Origin of the sequence: Pseudomonas sivasensis (assembly GCF_021391435.1) — a bacterium.
GTDB classification, from domain to species: domain Bacteria; phylum Pseudomonadota; class Gammaproteobacteria; order Pseudomonadales; family Pseudomonadaceae; genus Aquipseudomonas; species Aquipseudomonas sivasensis.
Window position 1 is genome coordinate 1,145,691 of sequence record NZ_CP090029.1, and the last position, 26,367, is coordinate 1,172,057.

Below are 26,367 nucleotides of genomic sequence, written 5' to 3' on the forward strand. Positions count from 1 at the left end.
GCTGACTTCGCTCTCCTGCAATCCGGTTATTTTCTTATGGGGTAATACTGACGCCCGAGAACACGTTGCGGCCGAAGGGGCTCACTTTGAACCCTTCGACTTTGGTGCTTAACGGCTGGTTGACCGTCGAGTGGGCGACAGGCGTGATCGGCACTTGCTGCTTGAGCAATTGCTGAGCCTGCTTGTAGAGAACAGTCCTTTGTTCGCGGTCGGTGACGACCTTGGCTTGCTTGATCAGCTTGTCGTACGCCGGGTCACACCACATGGAGTAGTTGTTCCCGCCGATAGCGTCGCAGCTGTAGAGAGTGCCCAGCCAGTTGTCCGGGTCACCGTTGTCGCCGGTCCAGCCGATCAGGCTGATATCGTGCTCACCGTTCTTGGTGCGCTTGATGTACTCGCCCCATTCGTAGCTGACGATCTTCACTTTCAGGCCGATCTTGGCCCAATCGCTTTGCAGCATTTCGGCCATCAGCTTGGCGTTGGGGTTGTACGGCCGTTGCACCGGCATCGCCCACAGGGTGATCTCGGTACCTTCCTTCACACCGGCAGCCTTGAGCAGTTCCTTGGCTTTTTCCGGGTTGTAGGCGGCGTCTTTGATGGTGTCGTCGTAAGACCATTGCGTCGGCGGCATGGCGTTGACCGCCAGTTGCCCCGCGCCTTGGTACACGGCATTCAGGATGCTCTGCTTATTCACCGCCATATCCAGCGCCTGGCGCACTTCGAGCTGGTCGAATGGCTTGTGGCGCACGTTGTAGGCGATGTAGCCGAGGTTGAAGCCCGGTTTGGTCAGCAGTTGAAGCTTCGGGTCGGCCTTGAGCGCATCGACGTCAGCCGGACGCGGATGCAGGGTCACCTGGCATTCCCCGGCCTTGAGCTTCTGCACCCGCACCGAGGCGTCGGTGTTGATGGCGAAAATCAGTTGATCGAGCTGAACGCGACTCGGGTCCCAGTACTGTTTGTTGCCCGTGTAACGGATCTGCGAGTCTTTCTGATAGCGCTGGAACACGAACGGGCCAGTGCCGATCGGTTTTTGGTTGATGTCGCTGGGCTTGCCGCTCTTGAGCAACTGCTCGGCGTATTCGGCTGAGAGGATCGAAGCGAAGCTCATGGCGATGTTTTGTATGAACGCGGCGTCCACCGTGTTCAGGGTCATCACCACGGTGTTTGCGTCGGTTTTTTCGACCTTGGCAATGTTCTTGTTCAGGCTCATCCCGTTGAAGTACGGAAACTCGGTGGGGTAGGCCTTACGGAAAGGGTGGTCGGGGTCCAGCATGCGGTTGAAGGTGAACAGCACGTCGTCGGCATTGAAGTCGCGCGTCGGCTTGAACTCCTTGTTGCTGTGGAATTTCACCCCTTCACGCAAATGGAAGGTGTAGGTCAGACCGTCTTCGGAAATATCCCATTTGGTCGCCAGCCCAGGCTGTACGTTGGTTGCACCTTTTTCAAACTCGACCAGCCGGTTGTACAGCGGCTCGGCCGCGTCGTTGTCGGTGGCGGTGGTGTATTGCGCGGTGTCAAAACCTGCCGGGCTGCCTTCCGAGCAGAACACCAGGCTCTTCTTGTCGGCAGCGTGGCCCATGGTGGCCATGGCCAGCAGGCTGGTGCCAAAAATGGCGGATAGAACGGTGGTATGGCGCATGACGATCCCGATCCTTGTTTGTAGTTGTCATCAGCGAGCAATCACCCAGGCGCAAAGCCAGGGAGACATCACTGATCCCACACACAGCAAGTGCCTTTCCCAAGTCGGAGCCTCTGCTGTCCTACGACGTTATGGGTCGCGGACTTCACAGTAAATGCGCCAAATTGGATTGACCCTGTAGGCAACGGAGTCCCGTTTCGCAGTTCGTTGCTGTAGGAAGCATCGGCTGCGAACGTGGTCAATTTCCTAAGGGCCAGGCGGATGTAATAACGGCGACGTTACGAAACGTCGCCGTCAATGATCCTTACTTGCCGCTGACGCTCACGCCGTAGAAGGAGTTCAAGCCAAACGGGCTGATCTTGAAGTCCTGCACGGTGTTGCGCATGGGTTGATACACCGTCGAGTGCGCGATAGGTGTCATCGGGACTGCATCTTTGAGGATATGTTGCGCCTGCTTATACAGCTCGGTGCGTTTGGCGACATCCGATGTGGCCTTGGCTTCTTTCACGACGCCGTCGAATTTCTTGTCGCACCACTTGGAGAAGTTGTTGCCGGACAGGGAATCGCAGCCAAACAGCACGTTCAGCCAGTTGTCCGGGTCACCATTGTCGCCGCTCCAGCCAATGATCATGGCCTGGTTCTCGCCGCCTTTGGAACGCTTGATGTACTCGCCCCACTCGTAGCTGGTGATCTTGACCTTCAGGCCGATCTTGGACCAGTCGTTCTGCAGCATTTCAGCCATCAGTTTGGCGTTCGGGTTGTACGGACGCTGAACCGGCATGGCCCACAGCACGATTTCGGTACCTTCCTTGACGCCCGCTTCCTTGAGCAGCGCCTTGGCTTTCTCGGGGTTGTAGGCGGCGTCCTTGATGGTGGTGTCGTAGGACCATTGAGTCGGCGGCATGGCGTTGACAGCCAATTGGCCGGCGCCCTGGTAAACGGAGTCGATGATCTGCTGCTTGTTGACCGACATGTCCAGCGCCTGGCGCACGCGCAGGTCAGCCAGTGGGTTGGGCTGGTCGCTGCCCTTGACCTTGTCCATGACGTTGTAGGCGACATAACCCAGGTTGAAACCGGCCTGGTTCGGCAGTTTCAAGTCCTTGTCTTCGCCCAGCGCCTTGAGGTCGGCCGGACGCGGGAAGAGGGTGATCTGGCATTCGTTTTTCTTGAGCTTCTGGATACGCACCGACGGGTCGGTGGTGATAGCGAAGATCAGGTTGTCGATCTTCACGTCTTCAGGTTTCCAGTAGTCCTTGTTGCCGGTGTAACGAATGTTCGAGTCTTTCTGGTAGCTCTTGAACACGAACGGGCCAGTGCCGATTGGCTTCTGGTTGATGTCCTGAGGCGTACCGTTCTTCAGCAACTGGGCGGCATATTCGGCCGACTGGATCGACGCGAAGCTCATCGCCAGGTTTTGGATAAAAGCGGCGTCCACGGTGCCAAGGGTGAACTTGACGGTGTGGGCGTCGACTTTCTCGATGTTCTTGATGTTGGTGTCCATACCCATGTCCGTGAAGTACGGGAACTCAGTGGGGTAGGCCTTACGGAATGGATCGTCTTTGTTGATCATTCGGTTGAAGGTGAACAGTACGTCGTCAGCCGAGAATTCACGAGTGGGCTTGAAGTACGGGGTGGTGTGGAACTTGACGCCTTCGCGCAGGTGGAAGGTGTACGTCAGGCCATCCGGGGATACGTCCCAGCTGGTGGCGAGGCCAGGAACAACAGCGGTGCCGCCACGTTCGAACTGGCTCAGACGGTTGAACATGGTTTCGGCCGAAGCATCGAAGTCTGTTCCGGTGGTGTACTGGCCTGGATCGAAACCGGCCGGGCTCCCTTCGGAGCAGAACACCAGGTTAGTCGCCGCTTGGGCGAAAGGGGCTGCGGCCATAAGGCCAGCGCTAACAATTAACGGAATGACTGCGTGTTTAAGCATGTTGGCCTCATGATTTGTTGTCATTTTTGGTGGTGAGGGCGACCTCGTGAGTCGGCCTGCGGATACTTATGCAGGCGCCATACCCATTGCAAGATGCTGAACCGTTGCAGGCGGGAAAGAGTGGTACGAACGTACAGGAATGTCGCAATTATGAAAGTTTTGACATATTTGTATCTGTTTTGAGGGTTTTTTCGGTGCGCAGGGCGCACCAAAAAAGCCCAACCAAGGCGTCTAGCGCACTTGGTTGGGGCGTCGCTGTTACTTATCTAGACTCACGCCGTAGAAGGGCGTCAGGCCAAACGGGCTGATCTTGAAGTCTTTGACTTCTTTGCGCAGGGGTTGGAAAACCGTCGAGTTTGCAATAGGCGTTATAGGTACTTGTTCTTTAAGAATTTTTTGCGCCTGTTGATACCACTTGATGCGCTGCTCACGGTCACTGCTGACCTTTGCTTGCTGCACCAGCTTGTCGTAGGCCGGGTTACACCATTTGGCGTAGTTGCTGCCCTTCACCGCGGCACAACTGTAGAGCACGCCGAGCCAGTTATCCGGGTCGCCGTTATCACCGGTCCAGCCGTAAATCATCGCGTCGTGCTCGCCATTTTTGGCGCGCTTGATGTACTCGCCCCATTCATAACTGACGATATTGGCCTTGATGCCCACTTTTTCCCAATCCTGCTGGATCATCTGTGCCGACATGCGCGCATTCGGGTTGGACGCGCGTTGTACGGTCATCGCCCACAGGTTGATGGTGGTACCGGGTGCAACCCCTGCTTCTTTAAGTAGCGCCTTGGCTTTGGTGGGATCGTAAGGGGCGTCCTTGATGGTGGGGTCATAAGACCACTGCGCCGGTGGCAGTGCGTTCTGCGCCAATTGTCCGGCGCTCTGGTACACGGCCTTGATGATCGCCGGCTTGTCGATCGCCATGTCCAGGGCTTGGCGCACCTTGAGCTGGTCCAGTGGCGGGTGGGTCACGTTGTACGCCAGGAAGCCCAGGTTGAACCCGGCTTGCTGCAGCACGCGCAAATTCGGGTCTTGTTTCATCACTTCGATATCGGCGGGGCGCGGGTAGCCGCTGACCTGGCATTCGCCGGCCTTGAGTTTTTGCAGGCGCGACGCCGCATCCGGGGTGATGGCGAACACCAGGTTATCGAGCTTTACGTCCTCGGGTTTCCAATACTGTTTATTGGCCACGTAGCGAATCTGCGAGTCCTTTTGGTAGCGCTTGAACACAAATGGTCCAGTGCCCACCGGCTTCTGATTGATGTCCGAGGCTGCGCCTTGCTTGAGCAACTGCGCGGCGTACTCGGCTGACTGCACCGAGGCAAAGCTCATGGCCAGGTTTTGCACGAAGGACGCATCGACGTTGTTCAGGTTGAAACGCACGGTATGTTCGTCGAGTTTTTCGACGCTTTTGATCGTGGTGTTCAGGCCCATGTCAGTGAAGTACGGCGATTCGGAAGGGTAGGCCTTGCGAAACGGACTGTCGGCATCGAGCAGACGGTTGAAGGTGAACAGCACGTCTTCGGCATTGAAGTCACGGGTGGGCGTGAAGAAATCGGTGGTGTGGAACTTGACGCCATCGCGCAGGTGGAAGGTATACGTCAGGCCATCGCTGGACACATCCCAGCGTGTTGCCAGACCGGGTTCGACTTCGGTGCCACCGCGCTTGAATTGGGTCAGACGGTTGAACACGGTTTCGGCGGAAGCATCAAAATCAGTGCCGCTGGTGTACTGGCTGGGATCGAATCCGGCGGGGCTCGCTTCCGAGCAATAGACCAGGGTGCTGGCGGCCTGGGCCATTGGCATGAACGCCAGCAGGCCGGCGGCGAGGAGGAGCGGTTTTAAGGCGATTCTTTCCATGGAGACCCCTGAAGTGGCAGGCATGTAACCGTAGCCAAATGAAAACGGCGGTGACCGAGGTTACCGCCGTTCAGGGGCGTCATGTAAGGGGGCGTTGTAGCCAGGCTTCGGCTATGGGGCGACCACTACTTCGATGTGAGTGGGGGCGTCTTTGTCGATCGTGAATAAACTATCCAGATCATTGCCTTCCCGGATCGTGAACGTTCTCTTGATGATCACCTCCACACCCGGAACACGGTTGATATCTTTTTCCGGGTTGGAGAGGTGCCCTTTGGAGGTGATCCGGACCGTTGTCACGCTATCGGACCCGCCATTAGACACATCGTGATTGATGTGGAACTGGGTGTCGTCAGCGCCAAAGTAGTAGCCATCCTGCAGTACCGAACTGCCGTTCAACTCAATGGTGGCCGGGGCTATTGAGCCTTGATGGGCTACTTCGGAAATGCGCGCACGTAGGTCCGCATCAGCAATTGCGCTCTCAAACTGCCTGAGCCTCGCTTGCCTGATGTTTTCGGCCGAACCCGCCGTGGCGTCCAGTTGCAGGGTCTCGGTTAGCCCATTTTCGGTCGAGGTGACGCTGTAGGGATTGCGGTTTATATCTAAAACAAAGTTGGGTGAGTATTCGCTGGAGCTGTGTTCCGTGAGCTGTGCCTTTTCACCCGATTCAACGGAAAATCCAGTCTCGTCGATGTTCCAAAACACCTTGAAATTCGCTCTGGGGCGGCTTCCGCTGACCTCGAAATTGGTAGTGGCGAAGTCGTAGTTGGTTCCCGCTTTGATTTTCAAGAATTCATCGACTCTTGCGGAACCTTCCATCTGTTTGCCGTCGGTATTGAGGAAATGATTGGCAAAGGACGGTGTGGGCTTTATTTCCTCGATTTGTGGGGGTGAGATGCTGCGCCCCCAGGGCAACCTGATACCGCCGTTTCCTTTGGCCGACACCCATTCGCCATTGCCCGAAGAGTGGACTGTCGTCACTGGCAGTCTGGTTTCGCGGTCAATGATCTGCACATAGTTGTTGCTCAGTTTGAAATCCTCCCGGATCTCGTACACCTTGCTGGTGCCGGTTGCGTCGGCGTAGCGGATGAGCCAGCGGTCGGCGCCTGTGCTCGCATCCTTGATCTGATAAATACCCTTGGCGTTGGGTGCAGTGTTTTTGATCAGTTGCTCGCCGTCCGGCACCGCGTGCTGGCTGATGTTCCCCGCTTGGCTGGGGCGCAGCCGGTTGCCAGGCAGTCCTTTAGTTGGAACGCTGATGTCATCGGTATTTTTTGGGGGCTTGGGAGCGTTTACGAACTCAAAGTCGTGTGTCTGCGAGTTTCGCTTCCAGGTGTAATTTTCGGCACTCGGGAGGCCAGTACCCTTGAGGGTGTCACTCAGTCCGGACTCTACAGCGCCTGGAGCAAGTTCATGGGCTAATTGCAGGCTTGATATGACCGCTGCTGCATTGCCTCCCACACGATCTTCTGCCGTCATACCGTAGAGACCATCATGGACGCCGAATACGATGTTGCCCGTGTTGCCAATGACAGGGACGTACCCGAATGTATTACCCCAGAAGTCTTTCGCAGACTTCCAGTCCTGCTGCGAGGAACCAAAGACTTCAGTCTGGTCGGACCATAACGCATTCTTGGCATTCACCGCTTGATAGTGAGAGGCCACGCCATTGTTCAAGGTGCCAAACTTCAACCGATAATCACCGCCTCGGGCTCGGGTGTAGTTAAATAGTTGCGCCGCCGGTATCTCCTCATCTGAAAGAAAGTTGTGATAACCAGGGAAGTGGGCATTGGCTCCTGAGATTAACGTATCAAGCACATAGGCCGCACTTGGCCAGTGCGAATCCTTGCCTCCTTGTATGTCTCGGGTATTAAAACTTCTCAGTAAGTTGGCGTGGTTGTCTTTAGCCCAGCTTGCAAAATCTGCATCACCATGTAATTCATGGACAGAACCATTCTTGATGTCAATCATTAACCCTTGGTTGGGCCGGTGTTCATAATTTCCATCATAAGGGGTGTACGCAATAAAGGCATATCCTGACATTGGATAGCCGTATACGTTTGGAATGATGACTTGCGAGTTGTTGTCCAGGGTGCGCGCGACCGCTTGTTGCCCTTGAGGGCTTAACTTGTTAAAGCTCCCTATATCACTGCGCAGGCTTTGCAATGTTCCTTTTACAACATACGCGTCCGCTTCTCCAGAGATGGCCGCCAGTGGGCCCGAAGGATCGCGCATGGGTTTGGATACTTCATTTTCCCAATGATTTTGAAGGGTTTTACCAACCGACTCCAGTTGGTCGATCTTCCTTTTATCCTTCGCCGCTATATCCATTTCGTTGAAGTTGACCGGGCCGCCCCGTTGCACTTTATCGTGCGCTAAAGCACCTGCTGCAATTTCCCATGCAAAGTAGGTGCGCTCCGACCTGCTGCTCAGGTTTTCCGGCTTTCCCATTCCCGTGTAGGAAGAGAACGTCACTGTGAATTTTTCATGAGGGTCGTACCCCGCGGCCAATAAACCACCGCTGAAGTAGCCGGCGGGCTCCATGAACAGTCGGGCATTCTGGAAGTTAACGCTTCTTTCACCCTGATGGATGCTGGGTATTTTTTCAGTCAGCATCATGACGCGAAAAGCGTAATCATTGATGCGCTGCTTGCGTTCTTGCAGGGTGTAGCCAGCCGAAGGCGCAGATAAAGTGTCTGACCCATAAATCACTCTTGTTTGGACAGCTGCTTCAGGATTGCTGGGCGTGGCCGGACTCGTCGTATGGCGCGAGGTGCCCCTTCCGCTCTCAGTTATATTCTGTGAAGAGGGGGGAGCGCTGATTGAATGAGCATGATGGCGATGTGCAGGTGGAAGTGGGGACGCTGAATGTATGTTCATTAAAGGCTCATTTTACTCGTGGATGTCATAGTGTTAATCGTCCGTCGCCAAGCAATAGCTTCGGTGTGACTATTGTTTTCAACTGCCGGTATTTTGATGCTGGTTAGATTATGTTTCGCGTCGTTTCCATTGGGTTAACTCTCGCAATCCCATCATCCTTATGAGCGCTCGAATAATGTTTTCTAAGTCGATCTATCAGGCATAAGTGTTTGTTCCGACTTCTTGTCGGTGCCTGGTTGCCCTGTGCCTGAATGGAGTTGTGTTGTCATTGAAATTTACGGTTTTCGTGTTTTGCTCCGAAGCATAAAAGTTGTGTGATTGGTTCCTGTTGGTGTGTTCGATTAGTTAAGCAGTGAGTTAGAAGTGGTTGGCTTAACTAAGTGGCAGCCCACAAGGCAACGGTTCAATTTTTATGTTGGCGTTTTATGTGCAATTTATTTTTAAGTATAGGTCTGCTTCGTTCGGGGGCAGCTGTATCGGCATCGCCCTCTTTGATAGCGGCGACCCTATTAAAGTGTGGTTTGTTTGGCGGGCGCCGCTGGGCGTTATTGCATTGATGGAATGACAGGCAAAAAAAAGCGCAGCCATCAGGCTGCGCCGTTTTTATGAATTGAAACGGTTACTGCAAGACTTCGATCACCCCGTCGGCGCTCATGTTGACCTGGCTGGTACCGGCCTCGACTTCCGGCGTCGGTGCAGAATCCATCTCGGCAGCTTTCATCATCATCGCGCCGCGTGCGTAGGGTTGTGGATAACCATTGGTGTTGAAGTTCAGGTTGACGATTTTGTAACCCTTGCCGCCCAGGGCGTCGGTGGCCAGTTGCGCGCGCGCTTTGAAGGCAGCCACCGCGTCCTTGAGCAGGGCGTCTTCGCTGGCCTTGCGGGTGCTGTCGGCGATGGCGAAATCCATGCTGTCCATTTTCAGGGTGCTCAGCAGCTCGCCTGTGAGTTTGGACAGTGCCGGGAAGTCCGCGCTTTCCAGACGCAGTTCGGCACGTTCACGCCAGCCGGTAATTTTCTGGGTCTTGTTGTCGTAGATCGGGTAGCTGTTGCGGCTGCCCTGGCGCAGAGTCACAGCCTTGACTTCACGAGCCTGGCCCAGCGCTGTGTTCATGGCGGTGGTGATAGTGGCGGCGAGTTTGGCCGGGTCACTGTTCTGGGACTCGGTGTAGAGCGTAACGATCATCTTGTCGCGGGCCACTTCCTGGCTGACTTCGGCACGCAGAGAGATCTGGTTGTAATGCAGCTCATCGGCGGCCAGCGCCGGAAGGCTGGCCAGCGCGCTGAGGGTGAGAACGGCTGCACTGCGATTGAAACGAGACATGGAAGCTCCTTGGGATATTCGTGTTCGGTATGACTGTAGACGGCGACGTGGGGTTCTTCGGGTTTACACAATACAAACAAATTGTAGAAGGGCCGTTTGCCAGGCTCAGCGACTGTGCCTTGCCGGGTGGAAGCGGTGGGCCTGTAGCTGAAGTTCCATTCAGAGCCTCCGTAACCAGCCCTCGGTCCTGCTGTGATCAATTACAGTCATGGGCACCGCCTGAGTGACGCGTGGGAAATGCGCCTTGGGTGGTCCGTCGTTCACAGCGGTTCCTGAATGAATGCCGCAGAATATGTGTGCGAAGGTGCTGTGGCGGTTTGCCGCACGCACCCTGCCATCGTCGTGTCTTGGTTATACTCGATGCGATCTACCCGCTGCGCTCACCGGGAGAGCTCATGCTCGCCGCCGTAAAACTGACTTCCGCCACCCGCCAGAATCTCTGGCGCCTGACGTTCATTCGTACCCTGGTACTGGCCGCACAGGCCGGTTCGGTCGGGCTTGCCTATTGGTTCGACCTGCTGCCGCTGCCGTGGCTACAACTGGGCGTGACCCTCGGTTTCTCTATCGTGCTGTGCGTGTTCACTGCCATCCGCTTGCGCACTACATGGCCGGTGACCGAACTCGAATACGCGCTGCAACTGGCCTGCGATCTGTTTATCCACAGTGTGTTGCTGTATTTCTCCGGTGGCTCCACCAACCCGTTCGTGTCTTATTACCTGGTGCCGTTGACCATCGCCGCCGTGACGTTGCCGTGGCGCTACTCGGTGGTGCTGTCGGGTATCGCCCTGACCCTCTACACCTTGCTGCTGGCACAGTTCTACCCGCTGCAAACGTTCCCAATTGCCCGGGAAAACCTGCAGATCTATGGGATGTGGCTGAGTTTTGCCCTGTCTGCCGCCGTCATCACCTTCTTCGCCGCGCGCATGGCCGAAGAACTGCGCCGCCAGGAAGAACTGCGCGCCATTCGCCGTGAAGAAGGCCTGCGCGACCAGCAATTGCTGGCCGTTGCCACCCAGGCCGCCGGAGCCGCCCACGAGTTGGGTACGCCGCTGGCCACCATGAGCGTGCTGCTTAACGAAATGGTTCAGGACCACCCCGATCCTGCGCTGCAAGAAGACCTCGGCGTATTGCGCGAGCAGGTCAAGCAGTGCAAGCAGACTTTGCAGCAATTGGTGCGCGCCGCCGAAGCCAATCGCCGCCTGGCGGTGGAGATGCAGGACGTGACACAGTGGCTCGACGAAGCGCTCAACCGCTGGCACCTGATGCGTCCCGAAGCCAGTTATCGTTTCAGTCTGCTGGGGCAGGGCACCGTACCGCGCATGGCGCCGCCGCCGGACCTGACTCAGGCGCTGCTCAATCTGCTGAACAATGCCGCCGACGCCTGCCCGGAAGGCCTTGGCGTACAGTTGGATTGGGACGCAGAAAACGTGACCATCAGCATTCGTGACCACGGCGCCGGCGTGCCGCTGGCTATTGCCGAGCAGATCGGCAAACCTTTCTTTACCACCAAGGGCAAAGGCTTCGGCTTGGGCCTGTTTTTGAGCAAGGCCAGCGTGACCCGCGCGGGTGGCTCAGTGAAGCTCTATAGTCATGAGGAAGGCGGTACGCTCACCGAGCTGCGCCTGCCCCGTGTTGCACGAGGAGATATCGATGAGTGACGAGATCCAAGTCGAAGGCGAAGAACTGCCGCACCTGCTGCTGGTAGATGACGACGCTACCTTTACCCGCGTGATGGCGCGCGCCATGAGCCGTCGCGGCTTTCGTGTGAGCACCGCAGGTTCGGCTGAAGAAGGCCTGACCATCGCACAGGCCGATTTGCCGGACTACGCCGCGCTCGACCTGAAGATGGACGGCGACTCCGGTCTGGTGCTGCTGCCCAAGCTGCTGGAACTCGACCCGGAAATGCGCGTGGTGATTCTCACCGGTTACTCCAGCATCGCCACCGCCGTCGAGGCCATCAAGCGCGGCGCCTGCAATTACCTGTGCAAACCGGCGGACGCCGACGATGTGCTGGCCGCCTTACTCTCCGAGCATGCCGACCTCGACACCCTGGTGCCGGAAAACCCGATGTCGGTGGACCGCCTGCAGTGGGAGCACATTCAGCGTGTCCTGACCGAGCACGAAGGCAACATCTCCGCTACCGCCCGCGCCCTAGGCATGCACCGCCGCACCCTGCAACGCAAGCTGCAGAAACGTCCGGTACGACGCTGAACCTAGGCTGAACAACCCGCTTCAGGCCGCACGGAGCCCTGAACCGATCAACTATGATCGGTTCAAACGCCTGCCTTCTTTCCTACGAGCCTGAACGATGAATCAGAACGCTGAGTACTCTGCGGTCAACGACGCTGTGCGTGGGCAATTTTTTCGGCGAACCTGGGCGATGATCACGCCCTATTGGCACAGTGAAGAGAAGGGCAAGGCCTGGTTGTTGCTGGCAGCGGTGATCGCCCTGTCGCTGTTCAGCGTGGCGATTTCCGTGTGGCTCAACCACTGGTACAAGGACTTCTACAACGCCCTCGAGAACAAAGACACCGCCGCTTTCTGGCAGCAGATCGGCTATTTCTGCGGCATCGCAGCGGTGGCCATTCTCGCCGCGGTGTACCGTCTTTACCTGACGCAGATGCTGACCATTCGCTGGCGGGCGTGGCTCACTGAAAAGCATTTTGCGCGCTGGCTAAGCCAAAAAAACTACTACCAGCTGGAGCAGGGCGGTTACACCGACAACCCGGACCAGCGTATTTCGGAAGACCTCAATAGCTTCACCTCGAACACGTTAAGTCTTGGCCTCGGGCTGCTGCGCAATGTCGTCAGCCTCGTGTCGTTCTCCGTCATCCTGTGGGGCGTGTCGGGTAGCATTGAAGTGTTCGGCATCACCATCCCCGGCTACATGTTCTGGTGTGCGTTGGTTTACGCCGGTGTCGGCAGTTGGTTGACCCATCTGATCGGTCGCCGCTTGATTGGCTTGAGCAACCAACAACAACGTTTCGAAGCTGACCTGCGTTTCTCCATGGTGCGGGTCCGCGAGAATGCCGAGAGCATTGCCCTGTACAACGGCGAGCCCAACGAGAACCAGCGCTTGAGCGCGCGTTTCGGCAAGGTCTGGCACAACTTCTGGGACATCATGAAGGTGTCCAAGCGCCTGACATTCTTCACCGCAGGCTATGAGCAGATTGCGATTGTCTTTGCATTTGTCGTGGCCGCGCCACGGTACTTTGCCGGCAAGATCGAACTGGGTGAGCTCATGCAAATCAACTCGGCGTTCGGCAACGTGCAAAGTAACTTCAGCTGGTTTATCAGCGCTTACACCGACCTGGCCGCCTGGCGTGCTACCAGTGACCGTCTGCTGAGCTTCCAGCAAGCCATGAGTGAAAACGAGCAACGCCCGGCAGCCATAGAGGTCAGCGCGGAGGGCGAGCGTCTGGTAGTGCAGGGCTTGGGCATGAACCTGAGCGATGGTCGCCACTTGCTGACCGACGCCAACATGATTGTTGAACCGGGCCAGCGCCTGATGCTCAGCGGCCGTTCCGGCAGCGGCAAAAGCACCTTGCTGCGCGCGATGGGCCATCTGTGGCTGGAGGGTTACGGCAGCATTCGCATGCCGGCGGCGCGTTATCTGTTCCTTCCGCAGAAGCCCTACCTGCCGATTGGTACGTTGAAATCCGTGTTGAGTTATCCACAGGACGACAGCACCTACCCGGCAGAACGTTATGCACAGGTCCTGCTAACCTGCCGCCTGCCGCACCTGGTCACGCGTTTGGACGAGGCCAACCACTGGCAACGCATGCTTTCACCGGGCGAGCAACAACGGCTGGCCTTTGCCCGGGCCTTGCTGTTCGCGCCGCAATGGCTGTACATGGACGAAGCGACCTCTGCGATGGATGAAGAGGATGAGGCGACGCTGTATAAGGCGCTGATCGATGAGTTGCCGGGGCTGAGCATTGTCAGTGTCGGCCACCGCAGCAGCCTCAAGCGCTTCCATGGGCGGCATGTGCGCATCGAGGCAGGGTGGCTTCAAGAACAGCCCGTGGCCTGAAAACCAATGCGGGAGGGGGCTTGCCCCCGATAGCTGTGTGTCAGTCTGCACATGTATCAACTGATCTAACGCCATCGGGGGCAAGCCTCCTCCCACAAGGGCGAGGGCCAACAAAAAGCCCGGTTGATCATCGATCAACCGGGCTTTTTTTATTGCTTGAAAATAACTTACTTCTTCAAGCCGTAATGCTCATCCAACATCCCTGGGGCGTTTGGCGTTTTTGGCGCGTAGTCCCGTGGTGGCTCCTGGTTTTCCCGAGGTGGGGTCAGGCGTTCCCGCGGAGTTTGCGGTGCATCGGAATGCAGCGCAGCCAGCAGACGCTGACGAGTGATGTCGTCGAGGGCGAGGCGATTGGCGCCATCGGCGAGATGATCCTGTACTTCCTGATAGCTCTGAGTGAGCTTCTTGACCAGGTTTGCGGTGCTGTTGAAGTGGGTAACAACCTCGTTCTGATAACTGTCAAAACGTTCCTGAATGTCATCCAACTGACGCTGCGTGCGGTTAGGCGCGGCATTCGGCAGCAGGCGAGCAACCAGGAATCCAATGGCGACACCGGCAACCAGGGCAAGAGTCGGCAACAACCAAACTAAGAGCGAGTGTTCCACGAGTCCTTCCTCTATAAACGGCTTTGCTTTACGTTAACGGCTCAAACCTGCGCTGTATACCGCGATTAAGCTCGCAATGATGCCATGCACAGACTTTTAGCTAGACGAGTCGACCCTTTGAGAGGTCACGGAGTTCATTCCTTGCTCATGCGTGAAACCCCCGTTTTGATCGATGGCCCGGTAGGCCAATTGGAAGCCCTGTACCTGGATCACCCCGAGCCACGTGGCCTGGCGCTGATCTGCCACCCTAATCCGGTGCAGGGCGGGACCATGCTCAATAAAGTCGTTTCGACCCTGCAACGTACCGCCCGCGACGCCGGTTTGATTACGCTGCGTTTTAATTACCGTGGCGTCGGTGCGAGTGCCGGTACCCACGACATGGCCACTGGCGAAGTCGACGATGCTGAAGCGGCCGCTACCTGGCTGCGGGAAAAACATCCCGGACTGCCGATGACCTTACTTGGTTTTTCCTTCGGTGGTTATGTGGCAGCCAGCCTCGGTGGTCGCCTGGAAGCCAAGGGCGAAAAACTCGCACACCTGTTTATGGTCGCTGCCGCTGTGATGCGCCTGCGCGACACGGATGTACTGCCCCAAGGCTGCCCGTTGACCCTGATCCAGCCGGAAACCGACGAAGTGGTCGAGCCGCAACTCGTCTACGACTGGTCCGCGGCTCTGAATCGCCCCCATGAGCTGCTGAAAGTGGCAGAATGCGGACACTTTTTTCATGGCAAGCTGACCGATCTCAAGGATCTGGTACTGCCGCGCCTCTCGAATTGATAGCAGTCTGATAAGCGATTACCCATGACGACTCGTACCCGTATCCTCACCGGCATCACCACCACTGGCACGCCGCACCTGGGCAACTACGCCGGTGCGATCCGCCCGGCGATCCTGGCCAGCCAGGACGCCAACGCCGATTCCTTCTACTTCCTGGCCGACTACCACGCCCTGATCAAATGCGATGACCCGCAGCGCATCCAGCGCTCGCGTATGGAAATCGCTGCGACCTGGCTGGCCGGTGGCCTGGATGTGGATCGAGTGACCTTCTACCGGCAGTCCGACATTCCAGAGATCCCCGAGCTCACCTGGCTGCTGACCTGCGTCGCCGCCAAGGGCCTGCTCAACCGCGCCCACGCCTACAAGGCCTCGGTGGACAAGAACGTGGAAACCGGCGAAGACCCGGACGCGGGCATCACCATGGGCTTGTACAGCTATCCGGTGCTGATGGCGGCCGACATCCTGATGTTCAACGCGCACAAAGTGCCGGTCGGCCGTGACCAGATCCAGCACGTGGAAATGGCCCGCGACATCGGCCAGCGGTTCAACCACCTGTTCGGCAACGGCAAAGAATTCTTCACCATGCCCGAGGCGTTGATCGAAGAAAGCGTCGCCACCTTGCCGGGCCTGGACGGCCGCAAGATGTCCAAGAGCTACGACAACACCATCCCGTTGTTCACCAGCGCCAAGGACATGAAAGACGCCATCTCGCGGATCGTCACCGATTCGCGCGCACCCGGCGAAGCCAAGGACCCGGACAACTCGCACCTGTTCACCCTCTATCAGGCGTTTGCCAGCAAGGCCCAGGAAGAAGAGTTCCGCGGCGAGCTGCTGCAAGGCCTGGGCTGGGGCGAGGCCAAGAGCCGTCTGTTCCAGCTGTTGGACGGCCAACTGGGCGAAGCCCGCGAACGCTATCATCAACTGATGTCGCGCCCGTCGGACATGGAAGACCTGCTGCTGGTCGGCGCCAAGAAGGCCCGTGCCGTGGCCGCACCTTTCCTCGCCGAGTTGCGTGAGGCGGTTGGCTTGCGTTCATTCGTAGAGCAGACTGCTGCTCCGGTCAGCGCCAAGAAGAAAGCCGCAAAAGCAGCGCGCTTTGTGAGCTTTCGCGAAGACGACGGCAGCTTCCGCTTCCGCCTGTTGGCTGCCGATGGCGAGCAACTGCTGCTGTCGCGCAACTTTGCCGACGGTAAAGCCGCTGGCGCAGTGACCAAGCAGCTGCAAAGTGGCGTGATGCTGGACGTGCGTCCTGAAGCCTTGGGCTTCAGCGTTTGGCTGGACGGCGCGGCCGTGGCCGACAGCGCTCAGTTCGCCGACAGCGCGACCCGCGATGCCGCCATCCAAGCGTTGCGCATCGCGTTGACCCCAATCGAGGATTAACCCGACCAAGGGTTGATTGCCATTATCCAGGGCCGTCGTTACAGTGACGGCCCGTTTTTGTTGCCTTGCTAACGAAATTATGACGCCCCTAGAACGATATCAAGCTGATCTGAAACGCCCTGAGTTCTTCCATGACGCGGCCCAGGAAACGGCGGTGCGTCATTTGCAACGTCTGTACGACGACCTGGTTGCGGCCTCGCAAAGCAAGCCAGGGATGCTCAGCAAGCTGTTTGGCAAGAAAGACCATGCGCCGGTCAAAGGCCTGTATTTCTGGGGCGGCGTGGGCCGTGGCAAGACCTATCTGGTCGACACCTTCTTCGAAGCGCTGCCGTTCAAGGAAAAGGTCCGCACCCACTTCCACCGCTTCATGAAGCGTGTGCACGAAGAGATGAAGACCCTGCCGGGTGAGAAAAACCCGCTGACCATCATCGCCAAGCGCTTCTCCGATGAAGCGCGGGTGATCTGCTTCGATGAATTCTTCGTCTCCGATATCACCGACGCCATGATCCTTGGCACCCTGATGGAAGAGCTGTTCAAGAACGGCGTGACCCTGGTCGCCACCTCGAACATCGTGCCGGACGGCTTGTACAAGGACGGCCTGCAACGTGCGCGTTTCCTGCCAGCCATCGCGTTGATCAAGCAGAACACCGAGATCGTCAACGTCGACAGCGGTGTTGACTACCGCCTGCGCCATCTGGAGCAAGCGGAGCTGTTCCACTTCCCGCTGAATGAAGCCGCCCACGAAAGCCTGCGCAAAAGCTTTCGCGCGCTGACGCCGGAATGCACCCAGGCGGTGGAAAACGACAAGCTGATGATCGAGAACCGCGAAATCATCGCGCTGCGTACTTGCGATGACGTGGCCTGGTTCGAATTCCGCCAGTTGTGCGACGGTCCGCGTAGCCAGAACGACTACATCGAACTGGGCAAGATTTTCCACGCGGTGATCTTGAGCGGCGTGGAGCAGATGAGCGTCACCACCGACGACATCGCGCGCCGTTTTATCAACATGGTCGATGAGTTCTACGACCGTAACGTGAAGCTGATCATCTCGGCGGAAGTCGAGCTCAAGGACCTGTATACCGGCGGCCGCTTGAACTTTGAGTTCCAGCGCACACTGAGTCGCTTGCTTGAGATGCAGTCCCACGAGTTCCTGTCGCGCGGGCACAAACCCTAAGACCGACACAGTAAAAAATGCGGGAGGGGGCTTGCCCTCGATAGCGGTCTTTCAGTAACAGATGCACTGACTGATCCGCCGCTATCGGGAGCAAGCCCCCTCCCGCATTTGCTTACGCGGCCTGCTGGAACTGCTGGCGATATTGGTTTGGCGACAACTCCGTGTGTTGCCTGAACAACCGCGCAAAGAAACTCGCATCGTCGTAACCCACCTCATAACTGATGGTCTTGATGCTCTTGCGGCTGCCCGAGAGTAGGCCTTTGGCCGTCTCGATACGCAGTCGTTGCAGGTAATGCAGCGGCTTATCGCCGGTGGCGGTCTGGAAGCGCCGCATGAAGTTGCGGATGCTCATGCCGTGCTCCCGGGCGACGTCTTCGAAGCGGAATTTGTCGGCAAAATGCTCTTCGAGCCAATGCTGGATCTGCAGGATGATCACGTCCTGGTGCAGCTTCTGCCCACCAAAGCCGATACGCCCCGGCGAGTAGCTGCGCTGCACTTCGTAGAGAATGTCACGGGCCACGGCCTGGGCGATGTTGGCGCCGCAGAAGCGTTCGATCAGGTAGATATACAGGTCGCACGCCGAGGTAGTGCCACCGGCGCAATACAGGTTGTCGGCGTCGGTGAGGTGCTTGTCCTGGTTGAGTTGGACCTTGGGAAAGCGCTCGCTGAATGCATTGAAGAAGCGCCAGTAGGTGGTCGCCTCCTTGCCATCGAGCAGTCCAGCTTCCGCCAGCCAGAACACCCCGGTGGCTTCGCCACAGAGCACGGCGCCGCGAGCGTGTTGATCACGCAGCCACGGCAGCACTTGGGGGTAGCGGGTGCACAGGGCGTCGAAGTCATCCCAGAAGGCCGGTAATACGATGATGTCGGCGTCTTCGAGGCCGCCGTCCACGGGCATGATCACATCGCTGAAGCTGCGCACCGATTGCCCATCCGGGCTCACCAGGCGTGTTTCAAACGCCGGCGTCAGGCCCAGGCCTTGCTGTTTGCCATAACGCAGGCTTGCGAGGTGGAAGAAATCCTTGGCTTGCATGAGGGTCGAAGCGAATACCCGATCAATGGCCAAAATGCTGACGCGCCTCAGGGGCGTGGAGATTTGGTTAGACATAATTTCATTTATTCTTATAGGGGAAAGTGGTCACCAGACGGCTGGATCGTCTTATTTTTTGTCGCATGTGTCCAGTGTCCTGTCATGCTTTCGCGGCATAGGCTCTGTGGGCTTGTTTTTGTCCGACAATCCACGCAGGTGACCCATGATTCCCAGAACTTTGTTCAGCCCTGAGCACGAACTCTTTCGCGAGAGCGTGCGCACCTTCCTCGAAAAAGACGCTGCGCCGTTCCATGGGCAATGGGAAAAACAGGGGTATATCGACCGCACTCTATGGAGCAAGGCAGGGGAGGCGGGGATGCTGTGCTCCCATCTTCCAGAGGCGTATGGCGGGTTGGGTGCGGACTTTCTCTACAGTGCGGTGGTGATTGAGGAGATCAGTCGGCTGGGCCTGACCGGTATTGGTTTCTCTCTGCATTCGGACATCGTCGCGCCTTATATCCTGCATTACGGCAGTGAGGCGCTGAAGCACAAATACCTGCCCAAATTGATCTCCGGCGAGATGGTCACCGCCATCGCAATGACCGAGCCGGGCGCCGGTTCCGACCTGCAAGGGGTCAAGACCACCGCCGTGCTGGATGGCGACGAGTATGTGATCAACGGTTCCAAGACCTTTATCACCAACGGCTATCTGGCCGAGCTGGTAATCGTCGTGGCCAAGACCGATCCCAAGGCCGGCGCGAAGGGGACCAGCCTGTTTCTGGTGGAGGCTGACACGCACGGCTTCGCCAAGGGCAAGCGCCTGGAGAAGGTCGGCATGAAGGCCCAGGACACCTCGGAGCTTTTCTTCCAGGACGTGCGGGTGCCCAAGGAAAACTTGTTGGGCCAGGCGGGCATGGGCTTCGCCTACTTGATGCAGGAACTGCCCCAGGAGCGATTGACCGTGGCCATCGGCGCGATCACCTCAGCCGAAGCGGCGTTGCAATGGACGCTGGAGTACACCCGTGAACGCAAAGCGTTCGGCAAAGCGATTGCCGATTTCCAGAACACGCGGTTCAAGTTAGCGGAGATGGCGACTGAGATTCAGATCGGCAGAGTGTTTGTCGATAAATGCATGGCGCTGCACCTGGAGGGCAAGCTGGATGTGCCTACAGCTGCGATGGCTAAGTACTGGGCCACTGACCTGCAATGCAAGGTGCTCGACGAATGCGTGCAGTTGCACGGCGGTTACGGCTTCATGTGGGAGTACCCGATTGCACGAGCCTGGGCGGATGCTCGGGTGCAGCGGATTTATGCGGGAACCAATGAGATCATGAAGGAGATCATCGCGCGGGCGCTTTGATTTTTTGCTGGTCTTGGAGCGTCATCGGGGGCGAGCCCCCTCCCACACGTGGAGTGCATGCCAATGTGGGAGGGGGCTTGCCCCCGATAGCGGTCTACAGATCAGTCAAGGCGCAGGATTCGGATGATCCTTCTGAATCGCCTCAATCCCTTCCAGGACTTCCTTCGACAGCGTCAGATCAGCACTGGCGATGTTGCTGTCCAGTTGCTCCAGCGACGTTGCGCCAATAATGTTGCTGGTCACGAACGGTTGCTGGGTCACGAACGCCAACGCCATCTGCGCCGGGTCCAGGCCATGCTCCCGAGCCAGTGCAACATATCGGCTGCAAGCCGCTTCCGACTGCGGGTTGAAGTAACGGCTGAAACGGCTGTATTCCGTCAGACGCGCTTTCGCCGGGCGTGCACCACCTTCGTATTTACCGCTGAGCATGCCGAATGCCAGGGGCGAGTAGGCCAGCAGGCCGCACTGCTCACGAATGGCGATTTCCGCCAGGCCCACTTCAAAGCTGCGGTTGAGCAGGTTGTAGGGATTCTGGATCGACACTGCACGGGTCCAGCCACGGGCTTCGGCCAAAGCGAGGAATTTCATGGTGCCCCATGGGGTTTCATTGGACAGGCCGATGTGGCGAATCTTGCCGGCTTTTACCTGTTCGTCCAGCGCTTCGAGGGTTTCTTCCAGTGGGGTGAGGTCGTCTTCGTCCTTGTGCTTGTAGCTCAGTTGGCCGAAGAAATTGGTGCTGCGCTCTGGCCAGTGCAATTGATAGAGGTCGATCCAGTCTGTTTGCAGGCGCTTGAGGCTGGCGTCCAAGGCGTCGACGATGTGCTTGCGGTTGTGGCGCAGGTGGCCATCGCGGATGTAATCGATGGTGTTGCCGGGGCCGGCGATCTTGCTGGCGAGGATCCAGTCGGCACGGTCGCCACGGCTTTTGAAGTAATTACCGATATAACGCTCGGTGGTGGCATAGGTGTCGCCCTTGGGCGGCACCGGATACATTTCGGCCGTGTCGAGGAAGTTGATCCCCGCGGCCTTGGCTCGCTCGATCTGCGCGAAGGCCTCTGCCTCGCTGTTTTGCTCGCCCCAGGTCATGGTGCCCAAGGCTATCGCGCTCACGTTCAGATCCGTACGGCCCAGCTGTCGATAATCCATCGGGTACTCCTTCGGGGAAAACAATCATAAAAGCAGGTTGAATTTTTTTTCGCAATCTGCATAATTGCCCACCTCTTTCTGCAGTGGAAGTGATGCGCCGCCTGCCGAAGAATCTTGCCGTTGAACGGACGCGCCGACCCGAGCCCCCGATAGCGTCTGTATCCGGCTGCCTTTGACTTGTCAAAGTACGCACTATTCAGTAAGATCCGCCGTCTAATTTACAGGGCGGCCCCTGAGGCTATTAAAGAATGACAACTTTTACTGCAAAACCGGAAACAGTTCAGCGCGACTGGTTTGTCGTCGACGCCGCTGGTCAGACCCTGGGTCGTCTGGCCACTGAAGTCGCCAGCCGTCTGCGTGGCAAGCACAAGCCTGAGTACACCCCTCACGTTGATACCGGTGACTACATCGTGATCATCAACGCTGAGCAGGTACGTGTTACCGGCAACAAAGCGCAAGACAAAATGTACTACCGTCACTCCGGTTTCCCAGGCGGTATCAAGTCTTCGAACTTCGAAGGCCTGATCTCCAAGAAGCCTGAAGCCCCGATCGAAATCGCGGTCAAAGGTATGCTGCCTAAGGGCCCACTGGGTCGCGATATGTTTCGCAAGCTGAAAGTCTATGCGGGCGCTGTACACCCTCATGCTGCTCAGCAGCCCCAAGAACTGAAGTTTTAACGGAATAGTTCATTATGTCGGCGACTCAAAATTACGGCACTGGCCGTCGCAAAACCGCAACCGCACGCGTTTTCCTGCGTCCGGGCACTGGCAACATCTCGATCAACAACCGCACTCTGGAAAATTTCTTCGGTCGCGAAACTGCCCGCATGGTAGTTCGTCAGCCGCTGGAACTGACCGAGACTGTTGAGAAGTTCGACATCTATGTCACCGTTATCGGTGGCGGTGTAAGTGGTCAAGCTGGCGCAATTCGCCACGGTATCACTCGCGCTCTGATGCAGTACGACGAAACCCTGCGTGGCGCTCTGCGCAAAGCTGGCTTCGTTACTCGCGATGCTCGTGAAGTTGAACGTAAGAAAGTCGGTCTGCGTAAAGCGCGTAAGCGTCCGCAGTACTCGAAGCGTTAATTCGCTTTACGTTCCACAAAAACGCCCAGCCTCCTCACGGAGCTGGGCGTTTTTTATTGCCTGCGATTTATCTAGATTTTTCGCCGTGACAACTTGCCACATCCGTAGACCCCCTATACTACAAGGCCTGGAGGCAGAGCCTCGGGCAATTCCCTTGTCATACGTGGGGCTTTTCATTACCATCCGACAAAATTTTTATAAGTAAAGATTCAATACTTAGTAGACGCCTGATTTAACAGGCCAAAAAGCTGATGGGAGAGGACTGAATGAGCAATGACGGCGTGAATGCAGGCCGGCGTCGCTTCTTAGTAGCAGCCACATCCGTGGTGGGTGCTGCAGGAGCGGTGGGGGCTGCGGTCCCGTTCGTGGGGTCATGGTTTCCCAGTGCCAAGGCGAAAGCCGCAGGTGCACCGGTGAAGGTGAATGTCAGCAAGATCGAGCCAGGCCAGCAGATGATTGCTGAGTGGCGCGGCCAGCCAGTCTTCATCGTTCGTCGTACTGAGGAAATCCTGGGGAATCTGAAAAAGATCGAAGGCCAGTTGTCTGACCCAAAATCTGAGAATTCCGACCAACCCGCCTACGCCAAAAACGAAGTGCGCTCGATCAAACCAGAGATTCTGCTACTGGTTGGTCTATGTACCCATCTGGGGTGCTCGCCCACCTTCCGCCCGGAAGTAGCCCCGGCAGATCTGGGGAAGGACTGGGTCGGCGGCTATTTCTGCCCGTGCCACGGTTCTCACTACGACCTCGCCGGTCGTGTCTACAAGTCCCAGCCTGCTCCTTTGAACCTGCCCGTGCCTCCGCATACCTACGAAACTGACGACCTTATTGTCATTGGCCTCGATAAGGAGAACGCGTGATGAGCAAGTTCATGGATTGGGTAGATGCGCGCTTCCCCGCCACTAAGATGTGGGAAGACCATCTCAGCAAGTACTACGCGCCAAAAAACTTCAACTTCTTCTACTTCTTCGGCTCCCTGGCCCTTCTGGTGCTGGTCAACCAGATCGTGACCGGTGTATGGCTGACGATGAGTTACACCCCGTCAGCGGAGGAGGCGTTTGCTTCCGTCGAAGGCATCATGCGTGACGTCAATCATGGCGCGATCCTTCGATTGCTACATGCCGTGGGCGCGTCGATGTTCTTCATCGTCGTGTACCTGCATATGTTCCGTGGCCTGCTCTACGGTTCGTACCAGAAACCCCGCGAGTTAGTGTGGGTCTTCGGCATGCTGATCTACCTGGCGCTGATGGCCGAAGCCTTCATGGGTTACCTGTTACCTTGGGGGCAGATGTCGTACTGGGGCGCCCAGGTGATCATCTCGCTGTTCGGCGCGATCCCGGTTATCGGCAACGATCTGACCCAGTGGATTCGTGGTGACTACCTGATCTCCGGTATCACCCTGAACCGCTTCTTTGCCTTGCACGTGGTGGCCTTGCCTATCGTGATCCTAGGCTTGGTGGTTCTGCACATCTTGGCGTTGCACGAAGTTGGCTCTAACAACCCGGACGGCGTGGACATCAAGAAGCACAAGGACGAGAACGGCATCCCGCTGGATGGCATCCCATTCCACCCGTACTACACCGTGAAAGACATCGTCGGCGTGGTCGTGTTCTTGTTCGTGTTCTGCTCGATCGTGTTCTTTTTCCCGGAGATGGGCGGTTATTTCCTGGAGAAGCCGAACTTCGAACAGGCCAACGCTTTCAAGACACCTGAGCACATTGCCCCGGTTTGGTATTTCACGCCGTTCTACGCAATCTTGCGGGCCATCCCCGACAAGCTCATGGGCGTGATCGCCATGGGTGCAGCCATTGCCGTGCTGTTCGTGTTGCCTTGGCTCGATCGAAGTCCGGTCAAATCCATGCGCTACAAAGGCTGGCTGAGCAAGATCTGGTTGTGGGTGTTCTGCATTTCGTTCGTGATCCTGGGTGTGTTGGGCGTATTGGCGCCAACTCCTGAACGTACGTTGCTGTCGCAGGTCTGCACCTTCCTGTACTTCGCCTACTTCATTCTGATGCCGTTCTATACCCGGCTTGAGAAGACCAAACCGGTTCCGGAAAGGGTGACTGGCTGATGAAAAAATTATTCGTTGCATTGATGCTTGCGGCGCTGCCGCTACTGTCCTTCGCTGCCGAGCACGGTGGTCCGGAGCTGGAAAAAGTCGATATCGACGTGTCTGACAAGGCTGCCATGCAAGACGGCGCGCGTACGTTCGCCAACTATTGCATGGGCTGTCACAGTGCCAAGTTCCAGCGGTACGAGCGGGTTGCCGATGATTTGGGCATTCCCCACGAACTGATGTTGGATAAGCTGGTGTTCACCGGTGCCAAGATTGGCGACCACATGAATATCGGTATGCAACCGGCGGACGCCAAGGCCTGGTTCGGCGCCGCACCGCCTGATCTGACCCTGGTAGCCCGTGTGCGCGGCACCGACTGGCTGTACGGCTACCTGAAGTCGTTCTACGAAGATCCGGCCCGGCCTTATCGCGTGAACAACCGAGTATTCCCGAACGTCGGCATGCCTAACGTTCTGGTCGGCCTTCAGGGCAAGCAAGTGGTAGGATGCAAGCAGATCCAGGTCGTTGAAGACGGTAAGAAGCAATATGATCCGTTGACCGGTACGCCTTTGACTCATGAAGCGTGCGATCAACTGAAGATCGAAACCCCCGGTTCGCTGACTGACGAGCAGTTCGACGAGAAGGTCAAGAACCTCGTGACCTTCCTGGCCTACTCGGCCAACCCGGTCAAACTGCAGCACCAGCGCATTGGTACTTACGTCTTGCTGTACCTGGCTTTCTTCTTCGTATTCGCCTATCTGCTCAAACGCGAATACTGGAAGGATGTGCATTGATCCAACCGTAAGCAATTGCTGTTAATCTTGCGCGCCCAGCGGCATCTCTGAATACGTAGCGAACGGGTTAACCCGCCGTTACAGAGATGCTCTCTGGGCGCGCTCGTTTTTGAGCTTCCGATAATTTCAACAAGCGAGGAGGACCGCCATGGGCGTGACCAATCGGTTGGCCTGTTACTCCGACCCCGCCGACCACTATTCCCACCGAGTACGTATCGTGCTCGCAGAGAAGGGTGTCAGCGCCGAGATCATCAGTGTGGAGGCGGGCCGTCATCCGCCAAAACTGATCGAAGTGAACCCTTACGGCAGCTTGCCCACCCTGGTCGATCGTGACCTGGCGTTGTGGGAGTCGACCGTGGTGATGGAATACCTGGATGAGCGTTATCCTCATCCGCCTTTGCTGCCGGTATATCCGGTGGCGCGTGCCAACAGTCGCCTGCTGATCCATCGGATCCAGCGCGACTGGTGTGGGCTGGTGGATGTGATTCTGGATTCGCGCAGCAAAGAGGCGGCCCGTGTCGTGGCGCGTAAGGAATTGCGCGAGAGCCTGACCGGCGTTTCGCCGTTGTTCGCCGATAAACCTTTTTTCCTCAGCGAGGAACAAAGTTTGGTGGATTGCTGCCTATTACCGATACTCTGGCGTTTGCCGATTCTCGGTATTGAACTGCCGCGGCCGGCCAAGCCGCTGCTTGATTACATGGAGCGCCAGTTTGCGCGTGAGGCTTTCCAGGCAAGTCTGTCTGGTGTCGAACGCGATATGCGCTAAGGCTTAAGGAGCCGTTGATGAACTCCAGTCGACCTTACCTGGTCCGCGCGCTCTACGAGTGGATTGTGGATAACGATTGCACCCCGCACATGCTGGTCAATTCCGAATTTCCTGCGGTTCAGGTACCGCAGGGTTTTGCCAGTGACGGGCAGATTGTGCTCAATGTATCGCCGAGTGCCGTGCGCCACCTGCACATGGACAATGAGGCGGTCAGTTTCGAAGGGCGTTTTGGCGGTGTACCGCACACGCTCTACGTGCCGATTGGCGCCATTCTTGGGATTTATGCTCGGGAAAATGGTCAGGGCATGGTGTTTGATCTGGAGTCACCTTTCGAGGACGACGAATCGATCGAAAGCGAAGAAGGTGATGATCTGCCACCACCAGATGCCGAGCCACCGCGTCCTAGCGGCCGGCCTAGCCTGAAAGTGGTGAAGTAATCGGCGTTTGCCTTCGGGTGTGCCTGAAAAATGCCTCGATTTGTGTCGGGGCATTTTTTTGCGTGAAGGATATAAGTGAAAGTCGCGACTGA

The 26,367-nt window shown here is 57.2% G+C and carries 22 protein-coding genes; 14 read left to right on the forward strand and 8 right to left on the reverse strand.

The genetic code is table 11. The annotated features are described in order from the left end of the window. Nucleotides 1-34: 34 nt before the first annotated feature. The 5 genes from LRO94_RS05050 to LRO94_RS05070 all read right to left on the reverse strand — a co-directional run bounded on the left by LRO94_RS05050 (nucleotide 35) and on the right by LRO94_RS05070 (nucleotide 9,633). The gene (locus tag LRO94_RS05050) at nucleotides 35-1,588 is read right to left on the reverse strand and encodes an ABC transporter substrate-binding protein (RefSeq protein WP_371260713.1); all 1,554 of its coding nucleotides are present in this window, start codon (nucleotides 1,586-1,588) and stop codon (nucleotides 35-37) included. Nucleotides 1,589-1,943: 355 nt separating this feature from the next. Then, nucleotides 1,944-3,572: an ABC transporter substrate-binding protein gene (locus LRO94_RS05055; protein ID WP_032886231.1), complete on the reverse strand. Its 1,629-nt coding sequence runs from the start codon at nucleotides 3,570-3,572 to the stop codon at nucleotides 1,944-1,946. A gap of 258 nt (nucleotides 3,573-3,830) precedes the next feature. After that, the gene (locus tag LRO94_RS05060) at nucleotides 3,831-5,432 is read right to left on the reverse strand and encodes an ABC transporter substrate-binding protein (protein WP_179179520.1); all 1,602 of its coding nucleotides are present in this window, start codon (nucleotides 5,430-5,432) and stop codon (nucleotides 3,831-3,833) included. A gap of 111 nt (nucleotides 5,433-5,543) precedes the next feature. Further along, nucleotides 5,544-8,048 (reverse strand): hypothetical protein, encoded by a 2,505-nt coding sequence (locus LRO94_RS05065; protein WP_233896954.1) that lies wholly within the window; start codon nucleotides 8,046-8,048, stop codon nucleotides 5,544-5,546. Nucleotides 8,049-8,928: 880 nt separating this feature from the next. Beyond that, the gene (locus LRO94_RS05070; RefSeq protein ID WP_095183826.1) at nucleotides 8,929-9,633 is read right to left on the reverse strand and encodes an SIMPL domain-containing protein; all 705 of its coding nucleotides are present in this window, start codon (nucleotides 9,631-9,633) and stop codon (nucleotides 8,929-8,931) included. 395 nt (nucleotides 9,634-10,028) lie between these two features. On the opposite strand from LRO94_RS05070, the gene LRO94_RS05075 reads away from it, so the two are divergent. The 3 genes from LRO94_RS05075 (at nucleotide 10,029) to LRO94_RS05085 (ending at nucleotide 13,666) form a co-directional block, all read left to right on the forward strand. Beyond that, nucleotides 10,029-11,291: an ATP-binding protein gene (locus tag LRO94_RS05075; RefSeq protein ID WP_032886234.1), complete on the forward strand. Its 1,263-nt coding sequence runs from the start codon at nucleotides 10,029-10,031 to the stop codon at nucleotides 11,289-11,291. Then, nucleotides 11,284-11,844 carry a response regulator transcription factor gene (locus LRO94_RS05080; RefSeq protein WP_003171731.1) on the forward strand — a complete coding sequence of 187 codons (561 nt, stop codon included), beginning with the start codon at nucleotides 11,284-11,286 and terminating at the stop codon, nucleotides 11,842-11,844. The genes LRO94_RS05075 and LRO94_RS05080 overlap by 8 nt, the downstream gene beginning before the upstream one ends. Nucleotides 11,845-11,941: 97 nt before the next feature. Then, the gene (locus tag LRO94_RS05085; RefSeq protein WP_032886235.1) at nucleotides 11,942-13,666 is read left to right on the forward strand and encodes an ABC transporter ATP-binding protein/permease; all 1,725 of its coding nucleotides are present in this window, start codon (nucleotides 11,942-11,944) and stop codon (nucleotides 13,664-13,666) included. A gap of 167 nt (nucleotides 13,667-13,833) precedes the next feature. On the opposite strand, the gene LRO94_RS05090 is transcribed toward LRO94_RS05085, so the two are convergent. After that, a complete protein-coding gene (locus tag LRO94_RS05090; RefSeq protein WP_032886236.1) occupies nucleotides 13,834-14,271 on the reverse strand; it encodes a YhcB family protein in 438 nt (145 codons plus the stop codon). A gap of 147 nt (nucleotides 14,272-14,418) precedes the next feature. Here LRO94_RS05090 and LRO94_RS05095 point away from each other — a divergent pair, with 147 nt between their 5' ends. From LRO94_RS05095 to zapE, 3 genes are all read left to right on the forward strand, one after another. Further along, nucleotides 14,419-15,048, forward strand: coding sequence for an alpha/beta hydrolase (locus LRO94_RS05095; protein ID WP_095183828.1), 630 nt, complete (start codon nucleotides 14,419-14,421; stop codon nucleotides 15,046-15,048). A gap of 24 nt (nucleotides 15,049-15,072) precedes the next feature. Continuing rightward, nucleotides 15,073-16,428, forward strand: coding sequence for a tryptophan--tRNA ligase (locus LRO94_RS05100; RefSeq protein ID WP_032886238.1), 1,356 nt, complete (start codon nucleotides 15,073-15,075; stop codon nucleotides 16,426-16,428). A gap of 79 nt (nucleotides 16,429-16,507) precedes the next feature. Then, the gene (zapE, locus tag LRO94_RS05105) at nucleotides 16,508-17,602 is read left to right on the forward strand and encodes a cell division protein ZapE (protein WP_032886239.1); all 1,095 of its coding nucleotides are present in this window, start codon (nucleotides 16,508-16,510) and stop codon (nucleotides 17,600-17,602) included. 112 nt (nucleotides 17,603-17,714) lie between these two features. Here the strand turns inward: zapE and LRO94_RS05110 are convergent, their stop codons facing one another. After that, complete coding sequence (locus LRO94_RS05110; protein ID WP_177326430.1) at nucleotides 17,715-18,635, reverse strand: GlxA family transcriptional regulator; 921 nt, start codon at nucleotides 18,633-18,635, stop codon at nucleotides 17,715-17,717. Between the two features lie 220 nt (nucleotides 18,636-18,855). On the opposite strand from LRO94_RS05110, the gene LRO94_RS05115 reads away from it, so the two are divergent. Next, nucleotides 18,856-19,992 (forward strand): acyl-CoA dehydrogenase family protein, encoded by a 1,137-nt coding sequence (locus LRO94_RS05115; RefSeq protein ID WP_099601127.1) that lies wholly within the window; start codon nucleotides 18,856-18,858, stop codon nucleotides 19,990-19,992. A 105-nt stretch (nucleotides 19,993-20,097) separates the two neighbouring features. Here LRO94_RS05115 and LRO94_RS05120 read toward each other — a convergent pair whose 3' ends face one another. Then, entirely contained in the window at nucleotides 20,098-21,138 is a 1,041-nt protein-coding gene (locus tag LRO94_RS05120) for an NADP(H)-dependent aldo-keto reductase (RefSeq protein WP_179179519.1), read from the reverse strand. 248 nt (nucleotides 21,139-21,386) lie between these two features. Here LRO94_RS05120 and rplM point away from each other — a divergent pair, with 248 nt between their 5' ends. The 7 genes from rplM to LRO94_RS05155 all read left to right on the forward strand — a co-directional run bounded on the left by rplM (nucleotide 21,387) and on the right by LRO94_RS05155 (nucleotide 26,275). Further along, complete coding sequence (gene rplM / locus LRO94_RS05125) at nucleotides 21,387-21,815, forward strand: 50S ribosomal protein L13 (protein ID WP_003171742.1); 429 nt, start codon at nucleotides 21,387-21,389, stop codon at nucleotides 21,813-21,815. A 14-nt stretch (nucleotides 21,816-21,829) separates the two neighbouring features. Beyond that, entirely contained in the window at nucleotides 21,830-22,222 is a 393-nt protein-coding gene (gene rpsI / locus LRO94_RS05130; RefSeq protein WP_003216038.1) for a 30S ribosomal protein S9, read from the forward strand. Nucleotides 22,223-22,488: 266 nt separating this feature from the next. Beyond that, on the forward strand, nucleotides 22,489-23,082 hold the full coding sequence (petA, locus tag LRO94_RS05135; RefSeq protein ID WP_032886243.1) for a ubiquinol-cytochrome c reductase iron-sulfur subunit: 594 nt from the start codon (nucleotides 22,489-22,491) through the stop codon (nucleotides 23,080-23,082). Then, nucleotides 23,082-24,293, forward strand: coding sequence for a cytochrome b (locus tag LRO94_RS05140; RefSeq protein ID WP_032886244.1), 1,212 nt, complete (start codon nucleotides 23,082-23,084; stop codon nucleotides 24,291-24,293). The genes petA and LRO94_RS05140 overlap by 1 nt, the downstream gene beginning before the upstream one ends. Continuing rightward, nucleotides 24,293-25,072: a cytochrome c1 gene (locus LRO94_RS05145; RefSeq protein ID WP_095183832.1), complete on the forward strand. Its 780-nt coding sequence runs from the start codon at nucleotides 24,293-24,295 to the stop codon at nucleotides 25,070-25,072. Before LRO94_RS05140 ends, LRO94_RS05145 begins: the two co-directional genes overlap by 1 nt. A gap of 148 nt (nucleotides 25,073-25,220) precedes the next feature. Further along, on the forward strand, nucleotides 25,221-25,838 hold the full coding sequence (locus LRO94_RS05150; protein ID WP_032886246.1) for a glutathione S-transferase N-terminal domain-containing protein: 618 nt from the start codon (nucleotides 25,221-25,223) through the stop codon (nucleotides 25,836-25,838). Between the two features lie 17 nt (nucleotides 25,839-25,855). After that, on the forward strand, nucleotides 25,856-26,275 hold the full coding sequence (locus LRO94_RS05155) for a ClpXP protease specificity-enhancing factor (protein ID WP_032886247.1): 420 nt from the start codon (nucleotides 25,856-25,858) through the stop codon (nucleotides 26,273-26,275). Nucleotides 26,276-26,367: the final 92 nt, after the last annotated feature.

Excerpts from the sequence above, each read along its gene's own strand:
- LRO94_RS05095 (WP_095183828.1), top strand. The coding sequence starts at position 14,419 with ATGCGTGAAACCCCCGTTTTGATCGATGGCCCGGTAGGCCAATTGGAA.
- LRO94_RS05075 (WP_032886234.1), top strand. The coding sequence starts at position 10,029 with ATGCTCGCCGCCGTAAAACTGACTTCCGCCACCCGCCAGAATCTCTGG.
- LRO94_RS05150 (WP_032886246.1), top strand. The coding sequence starts at position 25,221 with ATGGGCGTGACCAATCGGTTGGCCTGTTACTCCGACCCCGCCGACCAC.
- LRO94_RS05055 (WP_032886231.1), bottom strand. The coding sequence starts at position 3,572 with ATGCTTAAACACGCAGTCATTCCGTTAATTGTTAGCGCTGGCCTTATG.
- LRO94_RS05070 (WP_095183826.1), bottom strand. The coding sequence starts at position 9,633 with ATGTCTCGTTTCAATCGCAGTGCAGCCGTTCTCACCCTCAGCGCGCTG.
- zapE (WP_032886239.1), top strand. The coding sequence starts at position 16,508 with ATGACGCCCCTAGAACGATATCAAGCTGATCTGAAACGCCCTGAGTTC.
- LRO94_RS05145 (WP_095183832.1), top strand. The coding sequence starts at position 24,293 with ATGAAAAAATTATTCGTTGCATTGATGCTTGCGGCGCTGCCGCTACTG.
- LRO94_RS05085 (WP_032886235.1), top strand. The coding sequence starts at position 11,942 with ATGAATCAGAACGCTGAGTACTCTGCGGTCAACGACGCTGTGCGTGGG.
- LRO94_RS05060 (WP_179179520.1), bottom strand. The coding sequence starts at position 5,432 with ATGGAAAGAATCGCCTTAAAACCGCTCCTCCTCGCCGCCGGCCTGCTG.
- rplM (WP_003171742.1), top strand. The coding sequence starts at position 21,387 with ATGACAACTTTTACTGCAAAACCGGAAACAGTTCAGCGCGACTGGTTT.
- LRO94_RS05120 (WP_179179519.1), bottom strand. The coding sequence starts at position 21,138 with ATGGATTATCGACAGCTGGGCCGTACGGATCTGAACGTGAGCGCGATA.
- LRO94_RS05050 (WP_371260713.1), bottom strand. The coding sequence starts at position 1,588 with ATGGCCACCATGGGCCACGCTGCCGACAAGAAGAGCCTGGTGTTCTGC.
- LRO94_RS05155 (WP_032886247.1), top strand. The coding sequence starts at position 25,856 with ATGAACTCCAGTCGACCTTACCTGGTCCGCGCGCTCTACGAGTGGATT.
- LRO94_RS05115 (WP_099601127.1), top strand. The coding sequence starts at position 18,856 with ATGATTCCCAGAACTTTGTTCAGCCCTGAGCACGAACTCTTTCGCGAG.
- rpsI (WP_003216038.1), top strand. The coding sequence starts at position 21,830 with ATGTCGGCGACTCAAAATTACGGCACTGGCCGTCGCAAAACCGCAACC.
- LRO94_RS05080 (WP_003171731.1), top strand. The coding sequence starts at position 11,284 with ATGAGTGACGAGATCCAAGTCGAAGGCGAAGAACTGCCGCACCTGCTG.
- LRO94_RS05100 (WP_032886238.1), top strand. The coding sequence starts at position 15,073 with ATGACGACTCGTACCCGTATCCTCACCGGCATCACCACCACTGGCACG.
- petA (WP_032886243.1), top strand. The coding sequence starts at position 22,489 with ATGAGCAATGACGGCGTGAATGCAGGCCGGCGTCGCTTCTTAGTAGCA.
- LRO94_RS05065 (WP_233896954.1), bottom strand. The coding sequence starts at position 8,048 with ATGATGCTGACTGAAAAAATACCCAGCATCCATCAGGGTGAAAGAAGC.
- LRO94_RS05110 (WP_177326430.1), bottom strand. The coding sequence starts at position 18,635 with ATGCAAGCCAAGGATTTCTTCCACCTCGCAAGCCTGCGTTATGGCAAA.
- LRO94_RS05140 (WP_032886244.1), top strand. The coding sequence starts at position 23,082 with ATGAGCAAGTTCATGGATTGGGTAGATGCGCGCTTCCCCGCCACTAAG.